The organism is Thioalkalivibrio sp. AKL8, assembly GCF_000380525.1.
Lineage (GTDB): Bacteria > Pseudomonadota > Gammaproteobacteria > Ectothiorhodospirales > Ectothiorhodospiraceae > Thioalkalivibrio > Thioalkalivibrio versutus.
Window position 1 is genome coordinate 18,435 of sequence record NZ_AQYF01000001.1, and the last position, 19,022, is coordinate 37,456.

Sequence of the window (19,022 nt, forward strand, 5' to 3'; positions counted from 1 at the left end):
ATGCTGATGCCCCTGGCCGCGACGAGCTATCTGACGGCGGCACTTGCGTTCCTGGTCCTGGCCGTTGTGACCGTGGTGCGCTGGCGCAATCGCCCCTCGGCCCTGTGGATGGTGCTGGCCTCGCTGCTGTCGGTGGGATGGGCGGGATATCTGGGCTTTCTGGCCTGGCACTACGGGACCAGTGCTGCGATCTCCGGTGGGGTGATGGAGGTGGCGCGCAATGCCGGTTGGTTTGCGGTGTTGCTGGCGCTGCTCGCCGGCAGTGGCAGCCGCCCCGGGGTGGAGCCGCGTGCGTTGCGCTGGTGGGGGGCGGCCACCACGGCGTTCCTGCTGTTCATCCTGGTGCCGATGCTGTGGCCACAGTTGCTGGGCGCCATCTGGCCGGGGCTGGCAACCCTGTTGATGGCGATTGCCGGACTGGTGCTGGTGGAGCAGGTCTACCGCAACACGCCGCCGCAGAATCGCTGGGAGATCAAGTTCCTCTGCCTGGGCCTGGGGGGCCTGTTCGCGTTCGACCTGTTCCTGTTTGCGGATCTGGTGCTGTTCCAGACGATCGACAGTCCGTCCTGGCAGGCCCGCGGGTTCGTCAACGCGCTGGTGGTCCCGTTGCTCGCGGTCGCGGTGAGCCGGCGCCTGCCGCACCGCGAGGGGCCCACGGTGTCCCGCCATCTGCTGTTTCACACCGCGTCGCTGTTCGGGGCCGGGCTGTATCTGCTGGCGGTCGGGGGCGCGGGGTATTACCTGCGCCACCACGGGGGCGATCTGGGCGCGCTGCTGCAGGTCACCCTGCTGTTCGGGGCCGTGCTGCTCCTGGCGATCGTGCTGTTTTCCGGCAGCGTCCGCGCCCAGTTGCGCGTCTGGCTGGCCAAGCACTTCTTCAACTATCGCTACGACTACCGCCAGGAGTGGCTGCGGTTTACCGGCACCCTGGCGCAGACGGACCACGAGATCCCGTTTCGCCAGCGGGCCATCCAGGCCATTGGCGAGCTGGTCGAGAGTCCGGGGGGGTTGTTGTGGGTTCGTCGGGACGACAGCACCTTCGCCCTTGACGGGGTCCTGAATCTGGGCCAGCCGGACTATCCGTCAATGGAACCGGACGACCCGCTGGTGGCGTTTCTGACGCAGTCCGGCTGGGTGATCGATATTGACGAGTTCCGCCGCGATCCGGCGTTCTATCACGGGCTCGATCTGCCGCAGTGGCTGGTCGACAACCCGCGCCACTGGGCCGTGGTGCCGCTCCTGAAAAGCGATGGCCTGGAGGGCTTTGTCGTGCTCGCCCAGCCGCGGGCACGGCACCGTATCGACTGGGAGGAGCGCGACCTGCTGAAGACCGCGGGCCGTCAGCTGGCGGTCTACGTGGCCCTGGTGCAGACCGACGAGGCGCTGCTGGAGGCGCGTCAGTTCGAGACCTTCCACCGGCTGGCGGCGTTTCTGGTCCACGACCTCAAGAACGTATCGGCCCAGCTGTCCCTGATCAGCTCCAACGCCGAGCGTCACCGTGACAACCCCGAGTTCGTGGCGGACGCCTTCCGCACCGTCGGCAATGCACGCGAGCGTCTGGAACGCACCCTCGCCCAGTTGCGCAAGGCGCAACCGGGTGCCGACAGCCCGCGTCAGGCGATCGCCATGGACACCCTGTTGCGCGAGGTCGCCGGCGATAGCCGCGAGATCCATCCGCTGCCCCGAGTGGCGATCGACACATCCGCGGAGGTCCTCGGAAACCGTGATGCCCTGCGGAATGTACTGCTGCACCTGGTGCGGAATGCGCAGGAGGCCACACCGGATAACGGCGATATAACCTTGACCCTGAAAACCCGGGATCAATGGGTCATTATCGGAATCAAGGATAACGGGTCCGGCATGGACGAGGACTTCGTTCGTCGGCGGCTCTTCCGTCCGTTTCAGACCACCAAGGGAAACGCCGGCATGGGTATTGGGCTGTATGAGGCCCGCGACCTGGTGGTCCGGATGGGCGGGCGGATCGATGTTTCCAGCCGCGTCGGCGAGGGGACCACCTTCACGTTGCGCCTGCCGCAGCACGGCGCATGACAACCCTCCCCGCCGTCCACCATCACGTCCTCCCCGGGCCGGGTGCAATGTAATGGAGTCGATGCTCAAGCTTCTGATTGTCGAGGATGACACCGGCCTGCAAAGCCAGTTGCGCTGGTGTCTGGACGGCTACGAGATCCTCCAGGCCCAGGATCGTGCCAGCGCGATGTCCCACATGCGCCGTCACGAGCCCGAGCTGGTCACGCTGGACCTGGGTCTGCCCCCGGACCCCGCAAACGCCACCGAGGGCCTGGCACTCCTGGAGGAGATCCTGGCGTTCAATCCCGGGGTCAAGGTGATCGTGGTCACCGGCAACGATGATCGCGAGAACGCCCTGAAGGCCGTTGCCCTGGGGGCCTACGATTTCTATATCAAGCCCGTGGACGCCGAACTCCTGCGTCTGATCGTGGACCGCGCCGCGCGGCTGTACGAGCTCGAGGAGGAGAATCGGCGCCTGGCCCGTGGCGGCGTCTCTTCGCTGTCCGGGCTCATCACTGCGGATCCGCGCATGCTTCAGGTCTGCCGCATGGTGGAACGCGTGGCGCCCTCCGACGCGACGGTGCTGTTGCTGGGTGACAGCGGCACCGGCAAGGAGGTCCTGGCGCGCGCCGTCCATGACCTGAGTAACCGCGCCAAGGAGCGCTTTGTTGCGATCAACTGCGCCGCGATCCCCGAGAACCTCCTGGAAAGCGAGCTGTTCGGCTACGAGAAGGGCGCCTTCACCGGTGCTACCCGCCAGACTATCGGCAAGATCGAACACGCCGACAAGGGCACGTTGTTCCTGGACGAGATCGGCGATCTTCCGCAGAGCCTGCAGGCCAAGCTCCTGCGCTTTCTGCAGGAGCGCACGGTCGAGCGTCTGGGCGGGCGCAACGAGATCCCGGTGGATGTGCGCATCATCGGTGCGACCAATCAGGACCTCCAGGCGCTGATCCGCTCGGGCGATTTTCGCGAGGACCTGTTCTATCGCATTAGCGAGATCGCCATCGACATCCCCCCGGTACGCGAACGTCAGGGTGACGCAACCCTGTTGGCGCATGCGCTTCTGGAACGCTTCGCCCGCGAGCAGGGCAAACCCCGCCGCGGCTTCACTGCCGATGCGCTGCGGGCGATCGAGGGCCACAGCTGGCCCGGCAACGTGCGCGAGATGGAGAACCTGATCCGGCGCGCCGTAATCATGGCCGACGGCAATCTGGTGACCGCGGAAGATCTCGGCTTGCAGGACCGGGATCAGGATCCGCCGCCGGAGCGCCTGCGCGAGGCCCGTGACCGGGCCGAATATCAATCCGTAATCAAGGCGATGGGGCGCACGAACGGCAACATCGCCCAGGCAGCCGACACTCTCGGCATTACCCGTCCAACGCTCTACGGCCTGCTCGACAAGTACGGGCTCAGATGAGGAGCACCATAGTGACTACCCGATACATGCAAGAAGACGCCGGGCTCGCCCGGCCCCGCCCCATCCGGATACCGAACGGGCGGCTGAAGCCCCTGGCCCTGGCCGTGGTGCTGGCCACCGGTGTGGGTCTGGCCGGCTGCGACCAGATCGGGGCGGGCAGCGAACAGGACTACCTCGAACGCGCCCAGGCCCTGCAGGAGAAGGGCGACTACCAGGGCGCGCGCATCGAGTACCGCAATGCCCTGCAGCTGAATACCGATGCCCCCGCCACTCGGCAAAGGCTCGGGGTGGTGTACCTGCAGTTGAACAACCCCGAGGAGGCGCTGCGTCAGCTGGAGCGGGCGCAGTCGCTCGGGATCCCGGACGCTCAGGTGGCGTTGCCGCTGGCCGAGGCGTGGTTCGCGACCGATCGTCTTGTGCGCATCCGTGAGCAGGAGGTGCCGGAGGACCTGGCGGCGGAGGAGCGGCCGCGGCTGCACGCCTTGCGGGCCGTCGCCTTCGCGGCCGTCGGCGAGCGCGAGGCGGCGGAAGGCGAGCTGGCGCAGATTGGAGAGCGCGAGCAGGAGCCGCTACAGGCCCTGGCGCATGCCCACCTGTCGATGGCCCAGGGCGATGCCGAGCACGCGATCGCATCCCTGGAGCGGGCCCTTGACCTGCAGCCCGAGCTGGGACAGGCCTGGAGTCTCCTGGGCGAGTATCGGCGCATCACCGGCGACCCCGAGGGTGCGGAAGAGGCCTTCAGTCGAGCCATCGAAGTGCGCCCGGCCTCGGGGCGCGATCACATGGCGCGGGCGATGGTGCGTCTGAATGCCGGTGATTACGAGGGTGCGCGGGCGGATGTCGACGGCCTGAAGCAAGGCGGCTCGTCGCATCCGGGCGTGCATTATCTGGACGGGATGCTCCTGATGGAGCAGGAGCGGCATAGCGAAGCGCGGGCGAGTTTCGAGCAGGCCCTGGCCGGCAATCGCTCCTACAGCCCGGCGCTTCTGGGCCTCGGCCTGGCTCATCGCAGTCTCGGCAACATGGAGCAGTCCGAACACAACCTCAATCGTCATGTTCAGGAGAGCCCCGGATCGCTGCAGGGCATTCGTACGCTGACGGCGATCTATCTGGAACAGGATCGCGTGGAGGATGCCCTGCAGTTCGTGGAGCGGGCAAGCCGTGACTACACCGGCGAGCCGGCCGACATGGCCGAGCTGCGCGGGCGACTGCTGCTGGTTGCCGGCGATTCCGAAGCCGGCATCGATGCGTTGCGCGACGCGGCGGCGTCGAGCCCGGGTTCGCAGGGTCTCCAGGAATTGCTGGCGGTGGCGCTGCTCCGGGGCGGGGAGACGGAAGAAGGTCTGGATGCGCTGCGCGCCGCCGGAGGCGGCGAGGCCTCGGCCCAGCAGGTGGATACCACGCTGGTGCTGTACCTGTTGCAGACAGGACGCTACGACGAGGCACTCGAGCGGGCACAGCGTCTGCAGGAGCTCCAGCCGGAAGCGGCCGGTCCGTTGAGCCTGCAGGACGGCGACGAGGGGGCAACCGACAGCACGCTTCTCCAGCTCCTCGATCGCATGCTCATCATTCCACCAATCGATGTGCCCACCATGATTGGACCAGCACACTGGACGGTTGGTGGCTGGTTCGCACTAGGGTCCATGAGGGCGGTAGTACCGGGCCGCGGATCGCGGAACAAAAAAAGGGCTCCCCGAAGGGAGCCCTCAACTCGATGCCCCGGGGGGAGGGCCATCAAGACTAGAAAGCGTTCTAGCGTCGGTTATGCGGCCTGGCGGTAGGCGGAGCGGCGGCGGATGCCACCGACCCCGATGAAGCCGGCCAGGATCAGCAGGGACAGGCCCATCAGCGCCAGGGTGCCCGGTTCCGGCACTGCGAAGCGCAGGCTGCCATCGTGGGTGGACTGGGTTTCGCTGAACAGGGACTGGCCTTCGCGGGTGTCGCCGTACACGTTGTTGGCATCGTCACCGAAGAAGGTCTCCGGCGGCGGTTCCTGGATGGTGCCGGCGCTGGCGAAGGCGGAGACGATGAAGGTCGGATTGCCTTCTTCGTCTTCCAGCAGGTCGGCGAAGTCGATGCCGTCGCTGGTAAACCAGAAGCCCGGCAGCACGTTCACCACCTCGAATTCGAAGGTGAAGGTCCCCTCGATGAAGGCCCCGCCCTGGCTGTCGAATTCCAGGATGCTGTTGCCGGACTTCAGGGCCATCTCCATGACCTGTTCGCCGGCGCTGTAGTGTGCCGCCGCCGCTTCATAGTCCTGACCGAAACCGGGCGTCACGCCGGACATGAACAGCTGGAAGTTGTCGGTGCCTACCGCGGTGTAGTTGGCGTTGACGACGTAATTGCCGCCGACTGTATCGGTGCCGGTCACCACGCCGCGGAGTTCGTCCCAGAGGAGCCCCATGGAGTAGTCGTTACCAAGGATGTCGCCGGACTGGGGTGCGGCCGCGTTGGTGACGGTTCGGTAGGACGTGGCATCGCCGTACCCGCGGTCATAGAACACATCGCCGACCTGAACCGGGTTGTTCGGGTCCTGAATGTACTGGAAGGTCTGAGTGTTCAGGTCGAACTGGATCCGGCGGACGTTTTCGACCGATCCGCTGTAGTTTGCGGTGGCGTCGAGGTTCATGTCGAAGTCGATCACCTCCGCTGCCGTCGCGGTACTCGCACCTGCGGCGAAAATGCCGACGCAGAGCGAAGCAAGAAGTACTTTTTTCGCGTTCAAGGTATTTCTCCTGATGCTCAATTTAAAACGATTCAACCATCGCCGGGGTTTGGCCTGGTGGCCGAGTCTGTTGCTGTCGCAGTTATTACAAAGCAGATGCCGTGCCAATCTTGGGCTTGAGAATTGATAGCTCATAACCCATTGTTGTTGCGATAGATATTTAAGGGGCTTGGCGGCGGGTTTTGCATTCGCCGCCGTGTGCGGGTGGTTTGCCCGCGATCTCGGGGCGGAACTGTAAAGGGGGTCGACGAAGGCTGGCGTGGGTTCGGGGCTTCAGGCCGATGGGCAGGGGTCCATGGGCAACAAGTTCCATAAAATCAGTGACCTGCCGGAAATGGCTACTTGTAAAGCCTATCGACAACGGGCCACGGGAGGCCCTTGGGACCGGCAAAGGACCGGGGCGACGGGCCGTTTGCGAGGGGGCGTGATGTGCGGGGTACGCGAACACCGAAAGACCGGTCGGGTCTGGCGGGCGCGACGGGTCTAGGCGGTACGCGCCCGCGACAGTCGATGCGCGACGACCAGCATGGCGGGGAGTACCAGCAGGTCGAACAGCAGGGCCGCGATCAGCCCGAAGGCGGTCAGCCAGCCAAAGGCGGCCGTGGGCTGGAAGTCGGACAGCGCCAGCAGCAGGAACTGAGCCACCAGCACGATGGTGGTGGCGGTAATCGCGCGACCGCTGCGGCGGAAGCTCCGGGCGAGGGCCCAGGCAACCGGGCTGCCACGCCCGCGGCGCTGGCGATAGTTGTGCAGGATGTGGATGGTGTCGTCCACTGCGATCCCGATGGCGACACTGGCAATCATGGCCGTGGCCATGTCCAGCCAGATGCCCAGCAGGCCCATCAGGGCGAAGATCATCGCCACCGGAGCCAGGTTGGGGATCATGCTGAGGAGGGTCAGGGGAACGGAGCGCCACATCAGCAGCATCAGCAGCGTGATCATCGCTGCCACGGCATACAGGCTGTGGAGCTGGCCTTGAATCAGCAGGCGTTCCTGATCCGCAAACAGCCTTGCCATGCCGGCCATGTCCCACTCGAGATCGGCCGGTGGGTTGGCCTCCAGATACCCCCGCAGATCGTCCATCAGCGCGTTGATGGACCGGGCGCCGTGGGCGTTCAGGTTGAGCAGGATGCGGCTGCGTTCGAAGTCGCGGTCCACGGCATCGAACAGATCGCGGCCGTCGTAGATGAACAGGTACTGGGCGACCAGGTTGGGGTCGTCGGGGATCCGGCGGTAGTCCGGATCTTCCTCGTTGAAGGCCCAGTGCATCTCCGCGACCAGGTCCGGCAGGGACAGGCTGTAGTCGACCTCCGGTCGCTGGTCCAGCCAGTGCTGTACGCGCTGGATCGCCTGCAGTCGGCCCGGATCCTGGAGGCTGTCCCAGTCCGGGCCGTCGAACACCACCTCCAGTGCCATCACCCCGGAGAGTTCGCTCTCCACCGCGCGGGTGGCCTGGGTAATCGAGTGGTTGTCGTCAAAGAAGGCGTACAGATCGGTCTCGACCTCGACGTGTCGGATCTGCGGGATCGCCAGGGCCAGGAGGATGGCCGTGGCCAGCAGCACCCAGCCAGCCCGGCGGATTGCCAGGTGTGCCGCCAGCGCGGTCACGCGGTCGAGCAGGAGCAATCCGCGCTTGGGCGTGAGCCAGTCGCCGCGGTCCCAGCGTCCCATGATCGCCGGCAGCAGCAGCAGCACAATCGCCGCGGCGAGGAGGACGCCAAAGGCCCCGATCAGGCCAAAGGTCTCGATCGGCCGGATGCTGCTGACCTGCAGCGAGGCAAGCCCCGCCGCGGTGGTCAGCGCCATGAACCACGTGGGCCGGGCCACGGCGGCAAGCGCCGCTTCCACGCGCGCGCGCCCCTGATGGCCGCGTTGCGCGGCGTGCAGCATGGCGTTGAAGAAGTGCATCAGCATCGCCACCGTGAGCGCCGTCAGCAACGGCGGCAGGATGGCGGAGATCAGCGTGAACGGGCGGTCCAGTAGGATCAGTAGGGCGATCGCGGGGCCGGTCACCGCACTGATGGTGGCGGCGGACAGTACGACCACCAGCGGACGCCGGAACAGCCACCACAGGAGCAGGAGGCTCACGGTCATGGTGCCCGGAACCAGGAAGGCGAGGTCCTTGACCATCGCCCGGAGCTGGGCGACATCCAGGGCAATGTGTCCGGCAATGGCCGCCAGCTCGTCTTCCAGGTCATGTGCGCCGATCCGGTCGCGCAGCAGGCGTTCCAGTTGCAGGCGTTGCAGGCTGTTGTCGAGGGCGTGCGGGCGCACGATCACGGCGAGGGCCTCGCCTCCGGTGCCGGCCACCAGGCCGGGGGCGAAGCGATCGCGCAGCACCCGTTCGCGCCATTGTTCCGGGGTGCGTTCGTCCAGCGCCCGGCCGTCGACCAGACGATCCACCGTGAAGCCGTCCGCCGTCGCCCGGATGTGATCCAGGGTGGTGACCGACAGCACCCGTTCGACGGTCGGGTCGGCCTCCATGTCCTGTGCCAGCGCATCGATGCGCTCCAGGAAGTCCGTCTCGAACAGATCGCTTCCGGTGAACAGGCCGACCAGCACCTGATCCTGGGGGAAGCGTTCGCGCAGTTCACGATCGAAGGTGACGGCCGGGGCGTCCTCGGGGAAATAGGATTCTGGGGCGTTGTCCAGATTGACCTGCAGCAGGACGGGGCCGGGCAGGAGGATCAGAAGGGCCAGGATGCCCAGCGCGAGCAGGGGGTGCCCTCGGAGCCAGCGCATCAGAACTGACCCCGCCAGCCCGTTACCAGCATGCGGTTATCGCGATAGAAGCCCCCGGCGGTACCCTCGGCACCGTCCAGCCAGTGCAGGCCGATATAGAACTCCATGGGCTCGCGGGCAATCCACGCGAGTTCCGGGTTCAGGTAGATGTCGCGCCGGTTCAGGCCGACCGAGTACCGCATGCGGGCGCGCCAGTTGTGGCCGCCGAACGGGCTTTCCAGTTCCCCGGTCAGGAAGTAGCTCTCCCGGGCATCCAGCATGTCCCCGGCATTCAGCAGGTGCTGGCCGGCCAGTTGCGTGGTCATGCGGAAATCCCCGTCCCCGGGGAAGCCCTCGGCACCGATCACCCAGTCGACGCCTTCCACCGTGGTCTGGCGCAGATCGTCCGCGCGGGTGACCGGCACATCGCTGAGCCAGGCGGCCTCGGCCCGCCAGGTCCAGGCGCCGGTGGCAAAGGCGGTGTCGCCGCCGACCACCCAGGTGCGCGGGTGCACGGCCTCCAGCGTCGGGTCCCCGGCGGGCTGGCCGGTCAGGATGGCCTGGCGGGTATCGCCATCGAAGCGGTAGTAGGGCTGCGAGTGCCGGGCGCGCTGGATTGTCACGGCAAAGTCGGCGCCCCGCCCGGAGCGTCCCAGCCGCACCCCGGCGCCGCCGTTTCCGGAGACATCGTCGTCGAGCGTGGCCTGTTCGATCAGGGGCGCCAGTGCCGGGTCCTGCGGTAGCCCCAGCAGGCGGCCGCGGTTGCGGTCCACCGGGTGCCAGAGGCTGTCGCGATCGGGCAGCTCCGCCGGCCGGAAGATGGGCAGGAACACCAGGTCGGCGTGCCAGGGCCCCTCGAAGAATTCCGCGCGGATGGCGGGATTCGCGCGTCGGCGTTCGCCGTAGGGGTCCAGCCCGAAGCGGGTCAGATCCTTGGTGCTGAGCCGGTCGGTGGGTGGAATCTCGTCCACCCGTCCCCACAGGATGCGCTGGGTGCCGACCGTGATGCGCGTGCGGTCGCCGCGGTAACGCAGGAAGTTCTCGTCGTAGTCGGCGCGGGCCCGCGTCGTGCGCGGATAGTCGCCACCCTGTTGCGCCTGGACGTCCATGCGGGCGCCCAGGCGCAGGTCCCAGTCCTCGTTCAGGTTGCGCCGGGCGCTGACCACGGCGCGCCCGTGCTGCACGTAATCCACGGGGCGCCCGGAGGTGCCCAGGACCCCGAGTTCGACCATCGCCTCGTCGACGCGCAGGTCCCAGGCGGAGGTGCCGGTTTCGGTTTCCGCCTCTGTGTCCTCGTCCGGCCTGTCGCCAAATACAAATTCGCGCCGTGTTTCGCCGCCGGGGGCGGCCGCCACGCTGTCCGCCGATGCCGAGTCGGTGGGCTGGGGGTCTCGCGGAGGTGCGGCGTGCGCTGGGTCGGCGGCCCTGGCCTGGCCGGCAGGGGTATCCGGGCTCGACAGGACGGCGCCCACCTGCAGGGTGCGTTCGTCGCCGGTGAAGGCGTGCGGATTGTGCTCGAACAGAAGCCGGACCGTTTCCTGGATGGAGGTGTGTTGGTCCGGGCGCAGGTGCGCGGCCAAGTCCCAGAGGGTGTCGCCCGGCTGAACCGTATAGGGACCCGGAGAGGCGGCCGCCAGGGGCAGGGGGCCCAGCACCAGCAACGCGGCGAGGGCCAGGGCGGGGTGCCCCCCGGCCCGGAGGCCGTCGGCGTTATGGGCGATAGGGGCGCGCAAGGCTCGGGTCCGACAGGCCGCGGATGGTGAACAACTCGCTCGGCAGGCCGCTGTTGTAGGTCACGTCCTCGACCTCGAGGATGGTGGTGCGGTCGCTGGCGAGATCGGTCATGGCGCTACGGGTGACCGTCCAGTAGCCCTGGATGTCCTCGATCCGCTGGACCTCCAGGCGTTTGGACGGTTCGTCCCCCCCTTCGTACAGGTCAATTCGCAGCGGCAGCAGGGTCTCCTTGTGGATCCAGCTGACGCGCTTGCTGTAGACGGAGTTGCCGGAGTCCACGGGGATGCTTTCGAGGATAGTGACGGGCGCCCCTTCGTAGGTTTCCTCGCCGAGGATGCGATGGTGGTCCTTGTGTGGTTCGCGGTCTTCCAGATCCTCGAAATAGAGTTCCGACTGCACGAAGCTGCCGCCCCGGTTCTCGCTGCTGATGCGGCGCTCGCGCTGGATGGCGGGGAGATACAACCACTGATCGACGTTACCCCCGGGGTGGTTGTGGATCAGGATGGCGGTGTCGGCGATGTTGCGCGGCGAGGTGAAGCGGATGAGGTTGCGGCTGGCGCCGGGCTCGTCGCCTTCCAGGCGGTATTCGTAGCTTTCGCGTACCCGCTCGCGGCGGCCGCCGCCGGTGAGGGTCATGATCCCGCGGGTGACGGCGTCGTCGCCGTCCGGGCGTTCGTGCACCGCGCGCGCCAGATCGCGTGCCGCGGATTCCTCGGCCAGGGCCGCGGTGGGGAGGACGGCGGCCGACAGCAGCAGGGCCGTGCCGGCGAACATGGCGATTCGGTTCATCATGGCGTCATTGTACCCCCGGGGTCGCGGCCCGCTGTTGGGCGCGCTGGGCGTGCAGTCGCTTGCGGGCCATGCGGATCAGCAGGCGATGCAGCGGGTTGCGATTGCCGCCCGGGCGCCACGTCCGCGCGAGGCGCTGGCGGTAGGCATCGAAATGCACGCCCCGCGGGGCCCACGTGACCGTCCCGCGGCCCAGCAAGAGCTTGAGCACCTCGGTTCCCATGACGCCGGCGCACAGGTCGCAGGCCATGGGGGTGGAGGGCCCGCGCCGCGCGGCCAGGTCGACGGCTGACGGGTCGGCCAGGTAGCCCATCTGCAGCATGGCGGGGGCCAGGCCGATCATGAAACGAAGCGCCAGCTCCTCGTCGTCCAGGCCGTCGTGCAGGTCGAAGTAGGCATCGAAGCTCATCCCGCCGGGACGGAAGTTCAGGAGCGCCGCCCCCATACCGAGGGGCGCCACCGTGACGGCCGGGATGCCGCGCTCGGCGCAGGCCGCGAACACCTGGCGCCGGATGTCGAAGGCGAAGAAGTCGAGGCCATCGACATAGACATCCACGCCGGCGAGGAATGCATCGAGGTTGCCCGGATTGATGCCCTGCGGGAACGCGTCGATCTCGAGCTCCGGGTTGATGTCCCGGGCCATCTCTTCCAGCACCTCGACCTTGGGCCGGTCCAGGCGCGACAGGGCCGCCCCAACCTGGCGGTTCATGTTGTGCAGTTCGAAGATATCCGGATCGGCGATGCGGAAGTGGCCGATCCCGAGGCGTACGAGTGTCAGCAGATGGGCACCGCCAACACCGCCCAGGCCCGCGATTGCAATCCGCGCCCCACGCATCCGCTGCAGTTCGCTGGTGGTCACCCAGCCGACGGTGCGGGCGAATGCCGTCTGGTAGTCGAAGGCGGAGCTCAATTCCTCAACCCGTGGTATCCATTTTCAGGCCTCGTTGGTCGCGGGCGCCACGCCTGTCCGGCGGCCGGCAAGCCCGCGGCGCGCATGGGGGCGACGCGTGGCCGGGTGGCCTTCATCGGCGTGGCGGCGGGGAGTGGATGAGGTCTGCGCAGCAGGGTCGATTCCACGTGCCGGCACAGCTCGCTCAGGGCACTGGATTGCCGGATGCTTTCGTACGCCTCCCCGGAGTCGATATAGAACGCTGCGCGCTTGCCGTGATAGTGCACGATCTCGCCAATTTGAGTGAACTCGAGTCCGGTGTGGCGCAGGATGCGGGCGAGTGCTGGCTCCATCATGGCAAAGGCATGCTGCTTGCGGTGGTGCACGCAGAGCAGGGTCGCGGCCACGAACAGGCTGACCGCCAGGATCGGGAATACGCGAACCTGGTCGGGCGAGATTTCCAGTGCCTCGATGTCGCCGAACGGTGTGGCGGTCTCGCCATGGCGCCGCCGAAACATGCCGTGGACGGCGAGGCGGGATACCTCGCAGATGTTGTCGCGGTCCAGCCGGTCGGGGCGCCAGGCGCTGTCGAAAAAACTCTCGCTGCAATGGCGTTCCATCGGCAATTGCGTGATCGAATCATGGGCGTCGACATGGACCACTCGCACACACCCGGCCGCCATGGCGCTGGGCTTGTGTTCCAGCAGGCAGTGCCAGGCCTGGGTGTCGTACTCGTCGATCTCCTTGTGCCCCGGGCAGTCTTCTTCACGCTCGAAGCCGAACTCCTTGCAGTACACCTGATAGCGAAGATGCTGGATCTCCTCCAGGCTTTGCCCGGTGCGCGTGGAGAGGTCGAAGTACCGATTGAACGCACTGACTACCGAGTCGCTTTCCACGACTAGTTTCCTCCTGCTACGAGCCCCGCCGTATCCGAGGGCGGACCCCATGGCTCGGGAGCTTCCGCATGGCGCGGCGTGCATTCCGGTCCGGGACTCTCCCATGCAGTGTAGTGCGGAACTTCCGAAAGTGCCGGAAGCTGCAATCGCTGCCGCCAGGCCTTCAGGGCCTCGCCCGCTTCGTCCGTGTGCGTCAGGCAGGGTATGCGTGTGCCCCGATGCCGGTGTGGCGAGCCACAGACCTCGACGGGCAAGCCATGGCATCGCAGCAGTCGCGCGAGCGCCGGGCGCACCAGAAAGAACATGCGCAGGTATCCATGCCGTCGTGCGTATTCCTGCGAGGCCTGACACAGGTGATAAAGCACCTCGGGCGAGGCCCCGCGTACGATCAGTCGCGAAACTTCCACTGCCGGAACATCGGCGTCGGCCTCCACCTCCGGGAACAGTCGGCAGTTTGTCGTGGTCGGCAGTGGGCGCTTGCCCGGGAGGATCAGGCGCATCGCGCCGACCCAGCGCGTTTCCGGCGGGCGACCCTCGTGGCTGATCAGGAAGTGTTCGGCATGTTCGTCGTAGGCGTCGCGCTCAATGCCCTCCGGGTGCTGCTCGGCGGGTTCGAACCCGGTTTCGCGGCAGTACACCTCGTAACGCAGCCGGTAATGAATGCGTCGGGCGGCCTCCGACCGGGCGAGGTAGGTGCGGATCCGGCCGGGGCTATCCATCTGATCGGGCGCGTCCGAAATCGGACGCGACGAGCGGTTGCGGGGACGCTTTTGCGATTTCTGCCTGAATGGTCGTCCAGTGATTCATCTGTCTGCTCCCGTGGGTTGGAGATTAGTAGCCGCTCGCTTCAGGCGGCGGCATTCGCGAACTGCAGCCCGACCCCCCGTGGACTGGAAAACACAACGACGCCGTCGCGGGCGCCGTCATTCGGCACGATTACCCGGATGGCGGTCCCGGGCGGTGGCCGTGGCTGGTAGCGCAGCGGCATGACGCGCGCGCCGGAGCGCGAGATGTCCATCAGACGGCAGTGAGCCGGCCGTCCCTGGATCCACATTTCCGTGCGCAGGTTGACCGCCTCGCGCGGCCAGCGCCGTCGTTCCCTCTGCTCGCTAGTGGCCTCGTCGGCCTCTTGTCCCTCGCCGAATTGCCACGCGATGGCTGCGCCCCAGTGCTGCTCCTCCGCCGATCCGGCGTAGATCTGTGCCTGTGCCGGTTCGGTGATCGGGGGCGACCCCAGCCGGTTGATCAACGCCGCGACGAAGCTGGCGGAGACCTGTTCGTACTCCCCGGCGGTTTCCAGGTCCTGGTATAGCTGGCCATGGATCTCGTCGAGGATGCGGAGACGTTCTGCCCATGTCTCGTTCACGATTGCGGGGAACCAGAAGTCCGCGAGCTCCAGTGCCAACTTTTCGTGACTCATCAGCGATCCTTGATGGTCGGTGCAGGGGCCGCTGCGGATGTGAAACTCTACCCTGTGTGTGCAGCAGCAAACTCTGTACCAGTACACAGAAATGACAGGGATTCGCTCATCCTCGCGCGAGTCGCCTGCGCCGTGATTTGCCCGTCAGTTCGCCAGCTGTAAACAATCCCGACATCTGTGGACAGTCCCTGGCAAACCCACTTCAATGAACCTGGGATTTCTCCCAACCCGGCCTCGCCGGCACGCCGGTGTCGAGCCCGGGGGGTCCCGGCGCAAGGCAGGCGCGTCCGGGGGGACAGGTATTTGTTAGCAGATCGGCCCGCGAGCGCTACTAGGCGCCGGTGCGGTCGGCGGGAAGCTGGGTTGTATGGAAAAGATCGTTCAAGAGCTCTGGCAGCATGTTCGCTCCACTTGGCGCAAGCGCTGGTGGATCCTGCCCATTGCATGGCTGGTCTGTCTGGGCGGCTGGGCCTACGCCCACAACCTGCCCGATACCTATCAGGCAGATGCCCGGGTCTATGTGAATACCCAGTCGGTGCTGGATCCGCTGCTGCGCGGGATGACGGTGCGGCCGAACACCGAGCAGCGCCTGCTCATGATCACCCGTACCCTGTTCAGTCGTGACAACCTCGAGGAGATCGCCCGCGAGAGCGACCTCGACGTTCTGACCGGCAACTCCAACCTGGATGCCCAGATCGCGTTGCTGCGCGCACGGCTGACGCTGGACGTCGGCGAGCGCGACAACATCTACAGCGTGAGTTTCCGTCACGGAAACCCCGAGGTGGCCTATCGCGTGGTTCGCGAGACGGTCGATCTGTTCATGGCTCGCGGCATGGGCGACTCGCGCCTCGATCTCACCACCTCGCAGGCGTTCATCGAACGCCAGCTCGAGAACTACGAGCAGCAGCTGCAGGAGAAGGAGGCCAAGATCGAGCAGTTCAAGCGCGACAATGCGCGCTTCCTCAGCGGCGACGGCAACTTTTACTCGCGTCTCGAGCGCACCCGTGACCAGCTGCAGCAAGCACGCTTGCAAAAGCGGGAGGCGCAGAGCCGGTTGCAAACCCTCGTGCGGCGAGCCGGAAGCGGACCGGGGAGTTACGAGAACGCGGAGCTGGATCGGCGTATCAGCGACCTGCAGCAAAGCATCGATTCGATGCGTCTGCACTACACCGACGAGCACCCGGATTTGGTCTCGTCACGGCGCATTCTGGAGGAGCTGGAGGCGCGTCGTGAACAAGAGACGCAGAACCCGCAGGCGATCCAGCGCCCGGGCAGCGGTAACGAGGTACTGCAAAATGCCATCAGCGAAACCGAAAGCGAGATCGCGTCACTGACGACCCGGATCGCCGAATTCGAGGACCGGGTTGCGCGGCTGGAGGGCGACGTGGATCGCGCACCGGCGGTGGAGTCCGAGCTGACCTCCCTGACCCGCAATTACGACGTCATGCGCAACTCCTATCGCCAGTTGCAGGATCGCCGCGAGCAGGCGGTGATGTCGGGGGCCGTCGAAAGCCAGACCGACGCGGTCGACTTCCGTGTGCTCGAGCCGCCGCGTCAGCCCACAGCCCCGGCCTCGCCGGATCGACCCATGCTGGCCACGGCCGTACTCCTGGTCGGTCTGGGTGCGGGCACCGGCTTTGCGTTCCTGCTGTCGCAGCTGCGCCGAACGATCAGTAGCAGCCACCAGCTGGCGGCGGTCACCGGCCGCCCGGTTCTGGGCAGTGTCTCGCGGGTGCGTACGCCGATGAGCCGCCATCGCCGGTTGTCCGAGCTGATGGTGTTCACCGCCGCATTGGGGGCGCTGGTGCTGGTATATGCCGTGGTTATGGGACTTTACGCGACCGGATCGGAAGCCCTTCTGGACGATCTCCTGGGGCTGTTGCGATGACGGAACCGCGCAGGTGCGGGATGGGATGCCCCGGCAATTCGGTGGCGTGCCGACTATCTTTCAGGGAACCGGCCGACTCGACGGAGTCGGTTGCCGGCAAGGGGCTGACAGCATAATGAGCATTATCGAGAAGGCACTGGACAAGAACCGGGCGCGTCAGCCGGTCCCTGAAACAACGGCCGAACAGGCGGCCGCCCCCGAAGCCGCCACGCGCGAGCCCGAACGCTGGCGAGAGCCGGTGTCGCAGGAAGTCAGCATCGATTTTGCCTGGCTGCGCAAGCAGGGACTCATCGTTCCGGGGGATCAGCGTTCCAGTGTGGCGGAAGAGTTCCGCATGATGAAACGCCCCCTGTTGAACAATGCATTCGGGCGTCATGCCGCGATGCGTGTGCCCAAGGGCCGGCTGATCATGATCACTAGCTCCCTGCCAGGGGAAGGCAAGACCTTCACCAGCGTAAATCTGGCCCTGAGCATGGCGATGGAGCTGGAGCGCACCGTGCTGCTGGTGGATGCCGATGTATCACGACCGGCTATCCCCCGCACCCTTGGGTTTCACGCTGATCTCGGGCTCATGGATGTCCTCAGCGAACCCGACATCCAGATCCGCGATGTCCTGCTGCGAACCAACGTGGAAAACCTGACCGTTTTGCCGGCAGGCCGCCCCCACGGACGCTCGACCGAGATCCTGGCGAGCGACGTGATGCGGGATCTGGTCGATGACCTGCATGACCGGTACGAGGATCGCATCATCCTGTTCGACTCCCCGCCCCTGCTGGCCACCAGCGAGCCGGGCGTCCTGGCGACGCACATGGGGCAGGTCGTGATGGTAGTGGAGGCCGATCGCACCCCGGCGAGCACGGTGGAGCGAGCCATGCATCAGCTGGATTCCTGCGGCGTCGTGCTCACCTCCCTCAACCGCGCGACGCCCGGTATCGGCATCGGCGGTCAATATTACGGGGGTAGCTACTATGGCATCGAGCGTGATCATGTCGCCGACACCTCGGCCCGCTAGCTTCCAGCGCCCGGGGCGGCCGTTGCCGGCCCGCTGGTGGCTGGTCGGCACGGCGGTGGTCGCGCTGGCATCGCCCGCAAGTGCGCTGGCTGTCGAGTGGACATTGACCCCGCGGGTCACGGTGTCGGCCGAGGTCACCGACAACGCCCGTCTGGCCCCGCGAGGCCAGGAGGAAGCGGACCTGATCGGTACCGTCAGCCCCGGATTTACGCTGCGCGGGGAAGGCGCACGCAGCGATACCCGTATCGATTACCGCCTGAACTCGCGCTTTTATCTCGACGACTCGCGCCAGGGGCGCACGACGCACGCCCTGCGCGGGCGCAGCAACTGGGAGCTGGTGGACGACACCTTCTTTGTCAATGCCGGGGCCTCGCGTACCGAGCAGGTGGCGTCGCTCCTTGACCCGGTAGGCATCGGTAGCAGTACCCCGCGCGGAAACCTGCAGGAGACCACCGCCTACAGCGTCTCGCCGATGCTGCGGACCCGTTACGGCAGTTTCGCCACGCAGGAGGTCCGCTACACCTATGGCGCGACCCTGTACCACCAGAGCAACCGCCAGGACAGCGACTTCCACCGGGGCGAGTACGTCCTCAACAGCGGAGCTGCCTTCAACCGCCCGTTCTGGCAGGTCGCCGGGTTCTACGAGGAGGAGCGCTTCGACAATGGCCTGGAGGGCGAGTTCGGGCAGGTCAGCGGGACGCTCGGCTATCGTTTCGGGCGGTCCCTGCGTCTGTTCGGCGTGGTGGGCGAGGACTTCAATGATTACGCGACGACCCGCGAAGACGATGACGGCAGTTTCTGGCAGGTCGGCGCAGGCTGGGCCCCGACCCGGGTCACCAACATCGAGGCGCGTTACGGCGAGCGCTATTTCGGCAAGAACCGCGCGCTGTCCGTGAATCATCGCAGTCGCCGCTCGACCTACCGCCTCAGCTACGACGAGGGGGTGAGCTCGACCCGGCAGCGGCGTGAGGGCCCCTTTGCCCAGTTGGCGGAGGATGCGCAGTTCATGACCATCGACGAGTTGCTGGAGAACTACACCCTGGAGGAGATCTTCCTGTTCGCCCTCAATCCGCAGCTGGGCGACGAGGCGTTCGTCGAGGGCTACTACTTTACGCGGAGCTGGCGTGCGGGCTGGAGCTATGACACCGGTCGCAGCGTATTCGGGATCAACCTGGTGCAGACCGAGCGTGAATCCGAGACCCAGACCAATGTCGGCCTGTTCGAGGACAACCGGATCCAGCGCGGGGCCAATGCCTTCTGGCAATGGCGGTATGGCCCGCGTACGACGTCCCTGGTGAGCGCTGGCGTCACCCAGACCGATTTTACCGACAGCGATCGCGAGGACGACCTCTGGTACCTGCGTGCCAGTGTCAGCCGTCAGCTGGCCCCGGACACCACCGCGAGCCTGGCCGTCCGGCACCAGCGTCGGGAGTCGAACAGCGCGGACAACGAGTATCGCGAGAACGCGATCATCGGCACGCTGACCAAGGAGTTCTGAGG

Annotated in this window: 14 protein-coding genes; 6 read left to right on the top strand and 8 right to left on the bottom strand. The window is 66.4% G+C overall.

The window, feature by feature from the left end; genetic code table 11:
* From prsK to G335_RS13460, 3 genes are all read left to right on the top strand, one after another.
* Nucleotides 1–2,049 (top strand): XrtA/PEP-CTERM system histidine kinase PrsK, encoded by a 2,049-nt coding sequence (gene prsK, locus G335_RS0100105; RefSeq protein WP_018144847.1) that lies wholly within the window; start codon nucleotides 1–3, stop codon nucleotides 2,047–2,049.
* Nucleotides 2,050–2,110: 61 nt separating this feature from the next.
* The gene (prsR, locus tag G335_RS0100110; RefSeq protein WP_018144846.1) at nucleotides 2,111–3,448 is read left to right on the top strand and encodes a PEP-CTERM-box response regulator transcription factor; all 1,338 of its coding nucleotides are present in this window, start codon (nucleotides 2,111–2,113) and stop codon (nucleotides 3,446–3,448) included.
* A gap of 11 nt (nucleotides 3,449–3,459) precedes the next feature.
* Complete coding sequence (locus tag G335_RS13460; RefSeq protein ID WP_231368430.1) at nucleotides 3,460–5,229, top strand: tetratricopeptide repeat protein; 1,770 nt, start codon at nucleotides 3,460–3,462, stop codon at nucleotides 5,227–5,229.
* Here the strand turns inward: G335_RS13460 and G335_RS0100120 are convergent.
* The 8 genes from G335_RS0100120 to G335_RS0100155 form a co-directional block, all read right to left on the bottom strand.
* The gene (locus G335_RS0100120; protein ID WP_026182054.1) at nucleotides 5,211–6,173 is read right to left on the bottom strand and encodes a PEP-CTERM sorting domain-containing protein; all 963 of its coding nucleotides are present in this window, start codon (nucleotides 6,171–6,173) and stop codon (nucleotides 5,211–5,213) included. The genes G335_RS13460 and G335_RS0100120 overlap by 19 nt on opposite strands.
* Nucleotides 6,174–6,656: 483 nt before the next feature.
* The gene (locus tag G335_RS0100125) at nucleotides 6,657–8,915 is read right to left on the bottom strand and encodes an RND family transporter (RefSeq protein ID WP_018144843.1); all 2,259 of its coding nucleotides are present in this window, start codon (nucleotides 8,913–8,915) and stop codon (nucleotides 6,657–6,659) included.
* Nucleotides 8,915–10,627: a LysM peptidoglycan-binding domain-containing protein gene (locus G335_RS0100130; RefSeq protein WP_018175540.1), complete on the bottom strand. Its 1,713-nt coding sequence runs from the start codon at nucleotides 10,625–10,627 to the stop codon at nucleotides 8,915–8,917. Before G335_RS0100130 ends, G335_RS0100125 begins: the two co-directional genes overlap by 1 nt.
* Nucleotides 10,605–11,420 (bottom strand): outer membrane lipoprotein-sorting protein, encoded by an 816-nt coding sequence (locus G335_RS0100135; RefSeq protein ID WP_026304727.1) that lies wholly within the window; start codon nucleotides 11,418–11,420, stop codon nucleotides 10,605–10,607. The genes G335_RS0100130 and G335_RS0100135 overlap by 23 nt, the downstream gene beginning before the upstream one ends.
* Before the next feature lie 4 nt (nucleotides 11,421–11,424).
* A complete protein-coding gene (locus G335_RS0100140; protein ID WP_018175542.1) occupies nucleotides 11,425–12,327 on the bottom strand; it encodes a ThiF family adenylyltransferase in 903 nt (300 codons plus the stop codon).
* Nucleotides 12,324–13,202: a PEP-CTERM/exosortase system-associated acyltransferase gene (locus G335_RS0100145; RefSeq protein ID WP_018175543.1), complete on the bottom strand. Its 879-nt coding sequence runs from the start codon at nucleotides 13,200–13,202 to the stop codon at nucleotides 12,324–12,326. The genes G335_RS0100140 and G335_RS0100145 overlap by 4 nt, the downstream gene beginning before the upstream one ends.
* A 2-nt stretch (nucleotides 13,203–13,204) precedes the next feature.
* Complete coding sequence (locus G335_RS0100150; RefSeq protein ID WP_018144838.1) at nucleotides 13,205–13,921, bottom strand: acyl-homoserine-lactone synthase; 717 nt, start codon at nucleotides 13,919–13,921, stop codon at nucleotides 13,205–13,207.
* A 128-nt stretch (nucleotides 13,922–14,049) separates the two neighbouring features.
* A complete protein-coding gene (locus G335_RS0100155) occupies nucleotides 14,050–14,622 on the bottom strand; it encodes a PilZ domain-containing protein (protein WP_018144837.1) in 573 nt (190 codons plus the stop codon).
* A 367-nt stretch (nucleotides 14,623–14,989) separates the two neighbouring features.
* On the opposite strand from G335_RS0100155, the gene G335_RS0100160 reads away from it, so the two are divergent.
* The 3 genes from G335_RS0100160 to G335_RS0100170 all read left to right on the top strand — a co-directional run bounded on the left by G335_RS0100160 (nucleotide 14,990) and on the right by G335_RS0100170 (nucleotide 19,020).
* On the top strand, nucleotides 14,990–16,510 hold the full coding sequence (locus G335_RS0100160; protein WP_018144836.1) for an XrtA system polysaccharide chain length determinant: 1,521 nt from the start codon (nucleotides 14,990–14,992) through the stop codon (nucleotides 16,508–16,510).
* A 115-nt stretch (nucleotides 16,511–16,625) separates the two neighbouring features.
* The gene (locus G335_RS0100165; RefSeq protein ID WP_018175544.1) at nucleotides 16,626–17,522 is read left to right on the top strand and encodes an XrtA-associated tyrosine autokinase; all 897 of its coding nucleotides are present in this window, start codon (nucleotides 16,626–16,628) and stop codon (nucleotides 17,520–17,522) included.
* A gap of 22 nt (nucleotides 17,523–17,544) precedes the next feature.
* On the top strand, nucleotides 17,545–19,020 hold the full coding sequence (locus tag G335_RS0100170) for a TIGR03016 family PEP-CTERM system-associated outer membrane protein (protein WP_018175545.1): 1,476 nt from the start codon (nucleotides 17,545–17,547) through the stop codon (nucleotides 19,018–19,020).
* Nucleotides 19,021–19,022 lie beyond the last annotated feature (2 nt).